This window comes from Bittarella massiliensis (ex Durand et al. 2017) (assembly GCF_009876955.1).
GTDB classification, from domain to species: domain Bacteria; phylum Bacillota; class Clostridia; order Oscillospirales; family Ruminococcaceae; genus Bittarella; species Bittarella massiliensis.
The window spans coordinates 1-11,536 of record NZ_WWVY01000024.1 but is presented as its reverse complement, the minus strand read 5'-3'; the positions used below and the strand labels follow the sequence as shown (position 1 = coordinate 11,536).

At 48.5% G+C, this 11,536-nt stretch carries 14 protein-coding genes; 1 reads left to right on the top strand and 13 read right to left on the bottom strand.

The features are described from left to right. Positions 1 to 405: 405 nt before the first annotated feature. Positions 406 to 738, top strand: coding sequence for a helix-turn-helix transcriptional regulator (locus tag GT748_RS14475; RefSeq protein WP_087168760.1), 333 nt, complete (start codon positions 406 to 408; stop codon positions 736 to 738). 50 nt (positions 739 to 788) lie between these two features. Here the strand turns inward: GT748_RS14475 and GT748_RS14470 are convergent, their stop codons facing one another. The 13 genes from GT748_RS14470 to GT748_RS14410 all read right to left on the bottom strand — a co-directional run bounded on the left by GT748_RS14470 (position 789) and on the right by GT748_RS14410 (position 11,530). Then, a complete protein-coding gene (locus GT748_RS14470; RefSeq protein WP_149889430.1) occupies positions 789 to 962 on the bottom strand; it encodes a cysteine-rich KTR domain-containing protein in 174 nt (57 codons plus the stop codon). A gap of 81 nt (positions 963 to 1,043) precedes the next feature. Beyond that, positions 1,044 to 1,463 carry a hypothetical protein gene (locus GT748_RS14465; RefSeq protein WP_243133836.1) on the bottom strand — a complete coding sequence of 140 codons (420 nt, stop codon included), beginning with the start codon at positions 1,461 to 1,463 and terminating at the stop codon, positions 1,044 to 1,046. Beyond that, positions 1,463 to 2,167 (bottom strand): ABC transporter ATP-binding protein, encoded by a 705-nt coding sequence (locus GT748_RS14460; RefSeq protein WP_154259020.1) that lies wholly within the window; start codon positions 2,165 to 2,167, stop codon positions 1,463 to 1,465. Before GT748_RS14460 ends, GT748_RS14465 begins: the two co-directional genes overlap by 1 nt. A 40-nt stretch (positions 2,168 to 2,207) precedes the next feature. Next, positions 2,208 to 3,470 carry an ABC transporter permease gene (locus GT748_RS14455; RefSeq protein WP_154259022.1) on the bottom strand — a complete coding sequence of 421 codons (1,263 nt, stop codon included), beginning with the start codon at positions 3,468 to 3,470 and terminating at the stop codon, positions 2,208 to 2,210. Positions 3,471 to 3,485: 15 nt separating this feature from the next. Continuing rightward, entirely contained in the window at positions 3,486 to 4,826 is a 1,341-nt protein-coding gene (locus tag GT748_RS14450) for an ABC transporter permease (RefSeq protein WP_154259024.1), read from the bottom strand. Positions 4,827 to 5,157: 331 nt separating this feature from the next. Further along, a complete protein-coding gene (locus GT748_RS14445) occupies positions 5,158 to 5,793 on the bottom strand; it encodes a hypothetical protein (RefSeq protein WP_154259026.1) in 636 nt (211 codons plus the stop codon). After that, entirely contained in the window at positions 5,790 to 6,551 is a 762-nt protein-coding gene (locus GT748_RS14440) for a hypothetical protein (RefSeq protein ID WP_149889371.1), read from the bottom strand. Before GT748_RS14440 ends, GT748_RS14445 begins: the two co-directional genes overlap by 4 nt. Then, positions 6,544 to 7,422, bottom strand: coding sequence for an ABC transporter ATP-binding protein (locus GT748_RS14435; protein WP_161213486.1), 879 nt, complete (start codon positions 7,420 to 7,422; stop codon positions 6,544 to 6,546). Before GT748_RS14435 ends, GT748_RS14440 begins: the two co-directional genes overlap by 8 nt. 52 nt (positions 7,423 to 7,474) lie before the next feature. Then, a complete protein-coding gene (locus GT748_RS14430) occupies positions 7,475 to 8,440 on the bottom strand; it encodes a M56 family metallopeptidase (protein ID WP_075877483.1) in 966 nt (321 codons plus the stop codon). After that, the gene (locus tag GT748_RS14425; RefSeq protein ID WP_072849258.1) at positions 8,424 to 8,813 is read right to left on the bottom strand and encodes a BlaI/MecI/CopY family transcriptional regulator; all 390 of its coding nucleotides are present in this window, start codon (positions 8,811 to 8,813) and stop codon (positions 8,424 to 8,426) included. Before GT748_RS14425 ends, GT748_RS14430 begins: the two co-directional genes overlap by 17 nt. 308 nt (positions 8,814 to 9,121) lie before the next feature. Next, positions 9,122 to 10,486 carry a sensor histidine kinase gene (locus tag GT748_RS14420; protein WP_199884592.1) on the bottom strand — a complete coding sequence of 455 codons (1,365 nt, stop codon included), beginning with the start codon at positions 10,484 to 10,486 and terminating at the stop codon, positions 9,122 to 9,124. After that, on the bottom strand, positions 10,470 to 11,144 hold the full coding sequence (locus GT748_RS14415; protein ID WP_149889477.1) for a response regulator transcription factor: 675 nt from the start codon (positions 11,142 to 11,144) through the stop codon (positions 10,470 to 10,472). Before GT748_RS14415 ends, GT748_RS14420 begins: the two co-directional genes overlap by 17 nt. Positions 11,145 to 11,377: 233 nt before the next feature. Further along, a complete protein-coding gene (locus tag GT748_RS14410; RefSeq protein ID WP_279237293.1) occupies positions 11,378 to 11,530 on the bottom strand; it encodes a sigma factor-like helix-turn-helix DNA-binding protein in 153 nt (50 codons plus the stop codon). Positions 11,531 to 11,536 lie beyond the last annotated feature (6 nt).

Genomic DNA, 11,536 nt, shown 5'->3' with positions numbered 1-11,536 from the left:
GGGACAACAGCCCCAACAGCAAGTGCGTTTCCTTTTAGTTCGTGTAAATCATGGCATGATGGTTCAGTATGAAAGGCATAATATCCCGTTGAAAAACGGGAAGTTTTTTTGACCGTACACCGTCAAACAGGCGGCCTACGACATAGAATCATACTCGCTGCTTCTAATGAGCAGCGGTGCGCAGGATGACCAACGCATGAAATATCCCTCCAGGCCAAAACGTGGTCTGGAGGGATGGCATGACAAACCACCCTGCCAAAACCTCGTTTTTTTTATTGGCAGGGCCATCTATGCAATTCGGATCAGTTCACTTTTCTCTGCACTGTCAGTTCTCTAAAATTTGAACTGCTATGCCATTATAAATCTGGCATAAATCTGTAAAATAGAAAGAGAGGTGAACTGTAGGTGCAGAGTAAACATGAAACGCTTGGTGAGATCATCAAGAATGCCCGCATAAAAGCAGATATTACGGTCGAAGATCTGGCCGCCAAAGTCGGAGTAGGCGAAAGATTTATATATCGTATTGAGAACGAAGGCAAAAAGCCCAGCTATGACATCCTCTACAAGCTGATTCGGGAGCTGTCCATTTTACCCGATCAGATTTTCTTCCCAGAAAAGCAGATTGAGGATTCTGAAATGGAAAGCCTTGTCCGTATGCTGTATAACTGCGATGAGCGTTCTATGCAGATCATCAAGGCGACAGTTAGGGCAGCCTTGGACAGCCAGCCCAAAGAGTAAAAAAGAGCCGATGTCCGTGGGAAATTCTCACAGGTTCATCGGCTCTGCGTCTATGCGTCTGGCTCTTTGATGACAACGATATGTAATTGTTTCGCCTGGATTAAGCTCTCTCGTTTGCACTTTGGGCAGTAGAGAGGATAATTGACTAAAACCGTATCCTCCCTGATTCGATCACGGGTTTTATTCCCGCAGACGGGACAATAAACCCACTCTGTTTGCTGCATGGGAATCACCTCCATTCTCCTGTTTTCAAGACATGGCCGAGGGCTTGCTGCTCTGCAAGCCCGCCGGCGTGTCTTTTTTATTTATTCTCCCTTTTCCCGGAATCCCCAAGCCTCAAAATCTGTATCGTCCTCCTCCGGTTCCACCTCTTCCGTAAAAGTGGAGCCGGTGGCCTCTGCCGGGGGATTGAGCATATAAGGCGCGACCTGTACCGGCGCTTCGCTCTGAATCGCCAGCACCCTGCGGGCAGCCTTGCCGCAAAACACCATGGCGGCGGCAAAGGAGAAATACTGCACACAGCTTGCAAGATAGAGATTCACAATGGCCAGTTCATTTCCCTGCACAGGGACACCCTGCTCAAGCTGCCGGGAAATGTTTTGGTGGCAGGCTGCCAGGGAAACAAAAGCCGTAATCAGCAGCACCACCGCAAGCACATAAAATACTGCGGAAAGGATAGCCCCTTTTTTCGAGGGCTTTGTGATTGGATTGCTGTCCATCTCCATCAATGCGCCCTCCTTTCACTGCGGGGAGCGTTGTTTCTGCGGGATTGGGACTGGGCGGCTCCATCTTGAACGCGCTCCAGCACCTGCAGCTCACCCTTTTTCAGCCGGAATACCACATCAGCCTGCTTCGCCAGCTCGTTGGAGTGAGTAACGACCACCACACACTTGTTCATCTTGTGGGCGCTCTCTTTAAGAATTTCCGTGATGTCCTGGGCGGTGTCCTCGTCCAGATTGCCGGTAGGCTCGTCCGCAAGAATCACCGGGGCCTCGCTTGCCAGGGCACGGGCGATGGCCACACGCTGCTGCTGGCCGCCGGAGAGTTTTAGCACATTGCGCTTGGCTTCCTCTTTCGTCAGGCCCAGACGCTCCAGAATTGGCAGCGGCGGCAGCTTGGAAGTCAGCGACACATTCTCTGCGGGGGTCAAGTAGTCGATCAGGTTGTACGCCTGGAAAATAAACGCCACATGGTTTTTCCGGTGGTCGGAAAGCCCCGTCTTGGCAATGTCCTGCCCATCGAAGTAAATCTGGCCGCTGCCGGGGCTGTCCAGGCCGCCGATCAGGGAGAGCAGGGTGGTTTTGCCGCAGCCGGAAGGCCCAAGGATGGCGTAGAGTTTGCCCTGTTCCATTTCGGCGTTGACGCCTTTTAAGACTTTCTTTTTATTATCGTAGGAATATCCCACTTGTTTGATTTCCATAATACTCATAGTGATTACCTCATTTCGTTATTTTAGGGGGTGGATGTTCTTACTCCATCTGAGACAAAATCTGCTTGGGCTTCAACCGCAGGGTCGAAATGCTGGACACCAGCACTGCCGCCACCAGCAAAATGCCGCCCACGATAGCTACCAGCATAAAGTGCTCCGGCGTAACGATGACATTCTCCGCCGCCTTGCCGAACAGCGTACCCAGGGTGCCAGCTACTTGCTTGCTGGAGAGGTAGGCCAGCGGGAAAGCCACCACCGCAATCAGCAGGGTTTCCAATACATACTGGAGAATGACCGCAGGCTTGGCGATACCCACCGCCAGTAAAATGCCGGTTTCCCGTTTCCGGCTGCGGATGGACATGGAGAGAATGAGGATAATCAAAACCATGCTCACAGCGGTAATGACAATGATGAGGGTGGTAATCAGGGTGCCGGTGTCAGAAAGGGCGCTGGAAATATTCTGATACACCTCGTCATTGGCGGTGATTTTGTAGTTGTTCCAGTTGATAGAGGAAATGCTCTGCACTTCCTGAATCACATTCTCTAATTGGGCGGCGTCCGTGACATAGTAGTAGGCTTCGGAAATGCCCTCGCCATCTTCGCCCCAGCCCTTAATCAGGCCCTCGGCTGCGTCCATGCTGCAAAAAACATAGCTGGAATAGGCGTAATAGGACGCATCATCATACATATTCACTTGGTCGTTCTTATCCGCCACCACATCGAAGATACCCACAATCTCCATATCCACTTCCGGGGTGTTATTCTCCGGGTAGTAAACGCCTGTCAAGGTGTCCCCAACCTTCAGCCCGTTCCACTCAGCTAGTTCCCGGCTGATAATAATGCTATTGGTCATATCATCGGTGATGTGGGTGCCTTCCACCAGTTCAAACCGGCCCGACAGAAACAGCTCATGGTATTGGGAATTGTAGGAGCCGTAGTTGTAGAAGCTGTAATTCTCATGGGCCAGTTCCTCGCCCTTATCATTGAAGATACGGGGCAGGGTAATCAAAGTGGCGTCATACCCCGCAATGCCATCCACTGCGGCAATCTGCTGGATCATGTCCTCGGACATAAATTCCTGTGTGCTGTAATTACCGTTCCAGCCGCCCGTAGAGATGTCTCGCTCCACCGTGAAGCTGGCCCCGGTGGTTCCCCGGACTTCCTCAGCCTGTTCTTCCTGTGCGTCAGCTATGGCAAGGCCGGACAGCACCAAAGTGGTAATGGCCAGGAGCAAACAGAACACCAGCAGTGTCTTTTTCCACTTTCGTGCGCTATAAAAAATCGCCCGTATTCCTAAATTCATATCGCCTGCACCTCCTTAACTCATCTGCGATAAAATACTCTTGGGCTTCATCTTCATGATCGGGTAGGCCGCCAGTGCGGTAGAGGCCACACACAGCACCATGCCGAAAGCCCACACCAGTGCGTAATCCTCGGCGGAAACAGCCACCTCAATCTCGGCAAGGCCCAAATCCTCGGTGGGTTCTTCTTCCGCAGCTTCGCTTTCCCCGGTCAAGTTCACCGTTTCATAGGTTTCGCTTGTCACCTGGGAGAGCAGGCTGCTCCCGATCTGATGGGAAATGGCTGTGCTGGTTCCAAAGGAAATCACCAGGGCGATGGCCGCCACAAGGATCACTTCCAGCAGGTATTGCAGCAGCACCGAGCCTTTGGAAATGCCCATGGCCAGATAGACGCCGGTTTCATGGATTCGCCCACGGAGCCGCAGCGTCAGGAACAGGGCCAGCACCAGGAAACAGATCACCGATACCACAGCGATGGCGATAAAGACGATGTTCTGCAAGCCCTCCAGGGATTCCTTGGCGTTTTGATAGTCGTTGTCGTAGCGGGTCAGGGTGCAGCTTTCCCAATCCACGCCTTCCAGTTCCTGCACATCGGTCATAATGCGCTCCAGTTCGTCCGGGTCGTTCACATAAAAATCCCCGTATTGGACATTGGTGGTTCCCTCGGTGCCGTAGAGCAGGAAAGAGGCGGTGGAGAGGTCGGTGAAAACGATATTGTCGTAAAGGTCATAGGACGGGGCCATGCCGATGGAATCCTGTTCCTCGGTATTGGTGAAGATCCCGGCCACCGTCACGGGGATAGTCTTATCTTTGTCCTCCACATTCCCCAGCAGCATGGTGTCGCCCACAGACAAGCCGTTGCGCTGGGCGAATTTCTCGTGGATCAACACCTGGCTGCCGGTTTCGGTAGTGATGGGGCTGCCCTCCACCATCTCAAAGCCGCCATCGGTGAAATAGCTGTCCTCCTGGGAATTGGAGTTTGCCACTACCCGTCCGGCGTTCTCATAGCCATCCGGCACCTGGGCAGCGCCCTCGGTGTTGATCGTAAGACCGTTCCCGTCTGCGTCAAAATAAGTAGCATAGGTATAGGAGCGCAGGGTGTACCTGCCGCTCAAGCCATCCACATCAAGAATCTGGCTCACCGTATCCTCCGGGATGCCGTTTTCCAGCGTCTTGGCGTTGATGGTGAAATAGCCCAGCAGGGCTTTTTTAATATTGGCGTTGGCTGTTTCCGTGGCCGATTGGATGGAAAGGCAGGTCAGCATCAGCGTGGCCATGACCAGCAGAAACGCCAGCAATGTGAGGGTCTTGCCCTTTTTGCGGATGGAATACAGGCAGGCCCGTTTGCACAAGTTCATGTCTGAGCCACCTCATTTCCTTCGAGTAAAACCAGTGGGTTCACTTGTGTACCTCCTAACGTAGTTTTTCGCCGGGGCCGTGTTACCGCCCCGGTGGTGCTCCCGTCTGCTGGGAACACCCTTATGGTACACTACGAAGGTGGAGTTGAGGTGGAGTTGAGATATTTTTTAGGTGGAGTTGGCGATAAGGTGTAAAAAAATCGGCGGCCTTGATTTATTCAAAGCCGCCGTATAGTCAAACGTAGGACGTGACGATTACCTGCTGAGCAACGGCTTTTTTCTTTTCCCGTCTGGCGGGGCAGATAAAAACGATATTTATTTTTCTTACACCTCAATCAATCCTTTTGCATTTCCAGTAAATAACACACCATAAAAATAGACCTGCCAAAGTAATAATTCCTTTGTTCCATAGCCAAATATTATTTTGATCTCCGGCAAATCGGATAAACAAGTAGACATATTCTAACCCAGGAAATCTTAACAGGCTTCGTGTCAATAAGATTATCAGCCATATAACCCCACAAACTAATGTTGCAATATGTTCTTGCCTACATATAATTCCTAACAAGGCACACAGCGACGATAAAAAGAATGTTGGTGGGAAATACAGCACAATCAATTCCCATATTGGCATTTCGTATCGCACAACTGACGCGCCTGCCATGCTAAAAACCGCGAATAAGCTGGATATTGCGAAAGCGATTATGTAACGTAACAATACCCATTTGAAAAGAGATTTACTTTGTGCGGCAATAATATCAAAATTACTGTCTGCTCTTGTCTTTCCCCATTCACCAACAACGATTGTCACAAAAAACGGGAATACCACTTCAAAGCTGACCGGGTAAAAATCAAGCAGATCTCCGGCTATGATAGAAAGAACAATCATCGCAACCGTAAAGGTCACTGATACAATAAAGAAATTTATCCCGAAAATTTTTACTTCGCTTTCAATTTGCGCTATCATTCTGACCTCCAAAACTTGTGTTTCAAAAACAGCAGGCTACCACACACAAGACCGCTTCCTACAAGGAAAAATCCATTTGCAATAACGCTTCCCATATCAACAAACGGCCATCTCGGATGCACCCATATCAAACGGACTAAATCGCCGGAAGTAATCAAGTAAAACGGCATTGCCTCTGCCGAGCCTACATAGGTGGCATTAAACCCAAACAATATTGCAGCCAGAATATAGAATAAGCGAATGTCAATCATCCCCGGCAAGGCAATCGAGCAAAAGCTGACAAATAAGCTCACTGGAACTAAAGAAACAAAGATTGCTTTTACCAACGGGACAATACATTCAATCCGGGAAATTTCAAACGGCGCAGCAATAAAATAAATTGTCGTGTTAAGTAAAAGAAAAATACACTGCATGGAGAAAACATGTAGAAATCCGCCCAACAGCTTTCCCAACACATATTGCCATTTTCGTAAGGCCGATGACATCAGCAAAGATTTCATTCCTGTCTTAGTATCTATCGGAATACGTCCTGCCAATAAGAACATCAGACCGAACAATAAAACAAGGCTGTCGAGGCTCACAATCCGATAAACAAAGTATGCTGGCTCATTCAAAAACTCCAACCGAGCTAAATTCCCAGCAGAGGGGAAATTGTCAAGTAAAGAAAGTGCCGTCGCTACAAGAAGTACACCCCATGTAACCAGACGCTTGAACTGCATTTTATATTCATAATGGAGAACAGAAAACATTTTACGCATGGGCTTTCCCTCCCATACAATACACATAAGCATCTTCCAAAGTCGCCGTGACAGGTGTGGCCTGTGAGAAAAGCCCGCTTTCGTCCATTATTCGCGCAGTCAATCCGTGGCTCTCGTATGTCGTCGACAATACTACAGATTTCTTTTGAAGCTCGATAAGCTGGTTTTCATTTTCTAAATGTAGGATTTTTACCTTATCTTTTACCCGTTCTAATAGGGCGGCAGATGTACCTGCATAAAATAGATGCCCTTTCCGCAGAACAGCAAGTTCTTCGCATAGCTGGTGAATATCTTCGACAATATGCGTAGAGAGCAAAACGGTGCGGCCCTCTCTTGCATATCTTGACAATAGGCCGCGGAACCTCACCCGTTCTTCTGGATCAAGACCGGCTGTCGGTTCGTCAACAACAAGAATTTGAGGATTGCCAATCAGCGCCTGCGCGATGCCAACCCTCCGTTTCATGCCGCCGGAAAGCTGCCCTATTTTGCGTTTGGAAAATTCCAGCATTTCAACTTGCTCCAACACGCTACTGACAGCTTTTTTGTTATGAATGCCTTTGAGTTCTGCCATGTAATTTACAAAGTCAAATACAGAAAGAGAGGGGTACATGGCAAGTTCCTGTGGCAAATACCCAATCCTTGCTCTGACCTCATTTCCCTGTTTCACGGTATCAAAACCGCAAATGCGGATTATGCCTGCTGATGGGGTTAATACCGTAACCAATGCCTTCATCAGCGTAGTTTTTCCGGCACCATTGTGTCCCAACAGGCCAAAAACACCGCTGCCAACACGAAAGCTGACATCATCAAGGGCGGTCACGCCGCTCTTGTATTTTTTAGTAATGTGACTAATCTCAATGTTTGTATTCATACGCTCCTCCATTTAACTACAATCGTAGATTTATAGACTTTAATGATACGGGTTACTCATTGTAACCCGCACCATATTCTGTACCAGTATTATAGGCCGGATAAGGATAGAAATGTTCTCTGCTGAATTGTACGGAAAAAGCAACCGTAAGTATCAGAGAAACAGCCAGAATAGCCGTTATCATCCTGTCCCTGATCTTTGATGATTTTGTGGTGATCCGTTTGATTCTACGTTTTGTCAACACAAAACTGAGTGCGCCAATCCCTTTACCGGGTTTTGTAGCTTGAACCGTAGACAGTTCCAGCAGTCGGATAATAGCCGCAGCATATTCTGTTTCTGTGACTTTTCCCTGCGAAAATTTTAAGGCATTGCAATCGCAATCCGTTTCACAATGTAGTGAAAAATCTCCTTTAGCAATCCACGCAAAAGGGTTGAGCCAGTTTAATATGCAAACATAATCATAGATACGCTCCAAAAGAATATGTTTCCGCTTAATATGGGTCAACTCATGGATAAAGACAGCGGATAATTCGCCATCGGTCAGCTTTTCTATAACTGTTTTGCTCATGATAATTGCTGGGCGGATTGCGCCGGTAACGCAAATGGGGTTATCCAAAGTCCCCCAATATAGTGCAGGCACTTTTTTTAAGCCGACAATTTCCGCACATTGTAAGCAAAGAGCATTTAGACGCTCAGTGCTACATATCTGGTATCCTTTCAATGCCCGCTTTGCCATTATAGAGCGTATCGTATCATAGACGAAAAGAATACCGCACCCACACACCCATACCCAACAGGCAATATAAAATCCATTTAACCATTCCTGTGTTTCTGGTGATATGAGAAACACATCCGGTGAAAGGAATGGAACGCAAAAAAGGATCATACCGCAAAGCGGAAACCATAGCGGCAGCGTACAACGCAGAATGTGATTGATAAAAAGAGATAAAACACAAAATATACCGCCAATAGCAGATACAAAAATAATCGCATTGAAAATGTTACCGAGTATCTGCATCTGTTTTCTCCTGCTGCTCGATCAAGCTCTTTAGCTCATGCAATTCATCAGACGAAAGATTGCCGTTTTTGACAAATCCCATTACCATCTTAGACAGGGAACCATCATATACGCGGCTTAGAAAACTGCGGCTTTCCGCAAGCTGGCATTCACTTTCTGATACTGCTGGATAATATAAGTATCCCTTTCCTTGACGTTTTGTAGTCAATGCTCCTTTTTTTACCAAACGGGCAAGGTATGTTTGAATAGTCGTCTTGCTCCAACCTGTTTCTTTTAACCTGTCTAATATTTCGGGAAGTGTTTGTGGAGAATTACTCCAAACAATCTTCATTACTCGCCACTCTGACTCTGAAATAGAAAGTTGCTGCTCCATAAAGCGCCTCCTTTGATTGATGCTGTGTAGTTTATTCTATTATAGCATTGGAACTACATAGTGTCAACCATTGCATAGAATATCTATACGTAAAATTAAACGGAAAATTATGCCTGTCTACGCATTTAAGCCACTGAAAAGCCCGCTATTTCGGGGTTTCCCGGCATGGTCGATGGACAAGGCAGGACAGATTATCTAATCCTCGCCAGAGAGCGCTTCTAAATCTGTAGGGAAATCCATAAAACGTTGGGCATGGTAACTGTTAGCTACACACCCAACGCTTTTTTTCATAAGAGTTTATAGTGCCATCACCACAAAAACGCCGTAAACTTCACGCCGTTTTCCGTATTAACCATGTTGTGGATGATTTCGTGGTGGTCCAGGATGGTTTTAGTGATATACAGCCCCAGGCCACTGCCGCCGCTGTTCCGGTTCCGGGATTTGTCCACCCGGTAGAAAGGAGTGAAGATACGCTCCAAATCTTCCTCAGCAATGTGGACGCCGGTATTCTCCACGGAAAACACCTCGTCCTTTTGGATGACAGTAATCACCGCGCCCACCGGCGAATAGGCCACGGCATTTCCGATCACATTGGTGAACACCTTCTCCATAAGCCGCCTGTCCCCCTGGTAGTGGTATTCCGGCTGGATGTCCATGCGAAGCTCGATCTGTTTATCTTCCATCCGGCCACGGAACTGCTGGCAGACCTTTCGCAGCATTTGGCTGATGTCCAGGTCGGTGCGCTCCAGATGGAAATCGCTGCCGCCCATCCGCGCCGCCGACAAAATCTCCTTGACCAGCGCCTCCATGTCATTGGTGGTTTTCATGCACCGGCGCAGATAAGTATCCCGGTCTTTGTATTCGCCCACCTGATAGATCATGCCCTCCAGTTGCCCCTTGATGATGGCAATGGGGGTTTTCAGCTCATGGGACACGGCGGTAAAAAATTCCACGCGCTGCTTTTCCTGTTCTCGTTCTCGCTCAATATCTTTCTTCAACTGCCAGTTTGCCGAGCGCAAACTGGCCAGCGCATTGCTGAGCTGCTCCGCCATCTCGTTCAGGCTGGCGGCCAGCACGCCGATCTCGTCATTTCGGTTGACTTCACACTTCCAGGTCATATCCAAGGTGGTCATCCGCTTTGCCACGTTGCTGATACTGACCAGCGGCTTGGAGTAGTACCGGGAACAAACCACCGCCCCAATGACGGAAATCAACAGAATCACAACGGCTATAAAGGGGATGAGCTTCAGCAGGATGTCATAGGACTGCGCCACCGCGACAAGGGCGGCATTGGCAAATACATGGTAAGTTTGCCCGCCTTGCTGGAATGTAGCAGAACAGCTCATAGAGGGAGCAGAAGTGTCCATGTTCTCCATGTCGGCAAAATTCACGGAGAACAGATTATTCCCATAATTATCGTTGACTTCCACCGAGGCGTTGTTCGTCATGGAAAATTCCATCAGACTGTCCGAACTGGCCTCCCAGCCATTCCGCTCCAGAACTTCCACCAAGTCATAAAAATCGGAAGTGACCTGTCCCTCCAGTTCCGTATGGTAATTTCTCGGCAGGAAAATCATCACCATGCCGTAAATGATAATGCAACAGACCACCAGCAGCGCCAGCATACTGAGGAAGGTTTTGGCCTGAATGCTTTGACTAATCTTCCTTCTCAATTTTATATCCCGCCCCTCTCATGGTTTCTATGTAGTCCACACCCAGCTTTTTACGGATGTTCTTGATGTGGGTATTCACGATTTTTTCATCGCCAATATAGTCGTAGCCCCAAACCGTGTCCAGCAGCCTTTCCCTGGACACCACCCGGCCCTGGTTCTCCAGAAGGAGCTTCAAAATCTCAAATTCCCTGGTGGTAAGGGAAACGCTTTCTGTTCCCACAAGGACGGTAAGGCTGTCCGTGTCCACCGTGATTTCCTTATAGCGGATCACGTTATTGGGCGCAGCGCCGCCCTGTTCAGCCCGGCGCAGCACCGCTTCGATATGCTTCATCACAACCGGCATGGAAAAGGGCTTGGTGATATAATCATCTGCCAGGGCGTCAAAGCCCTTCATCTGGCTGTCGTCATCATCCAATGCGGTGAGCATGATGATGGGAACCCGGCTCTCCTTCCGCAGGATCTCACACACGGCAAAGCCGTCAATTTTCGGGAGCATTAAATCCAGAAGCACCAGGTCGGGATTGTTCGCCCGGAACTGTTCGATCCCGTCCAGGCCATCAGCAGCCAGGACCACCGTGTAGCCTGCGTCCTCCAGGAACGCCTTGATAATATTCTGAATGGATTCTTCATCCTCTATAATCAAAATCATTTTTGACATTGCTTGCACCTCCAAAGATAGTGTAGCATACAAAGGTGGAGTTTAGGTGGAGAAGGGGGCTTTTTTTGAAAAATCCCTCTGTTCATATTATACCTGAACTACAATGCCAGAAAAAGTGTGCGAATTTGAATTTTGTATATCCTCATAGCACGAGATTGTATGACAGGCTGTTTCTATTTGAGGAAGTCAAAAATGCCCCTCACCCAACAATATCCAGGTGAGGGGCATTAGATTTAACTCTCCAATAAGAGCTTCAACTTTTTGAGGACCTTTATTTTCCGAACATGAACAGCATTGCGGTACACGCCAAGTTCATCTGCATATTGCCGTTCTGTCTTTTCCTCAAAGAACAGCGCCTGGATCAGCGCACGTTCCTCTGGAGTCAGCAGGGA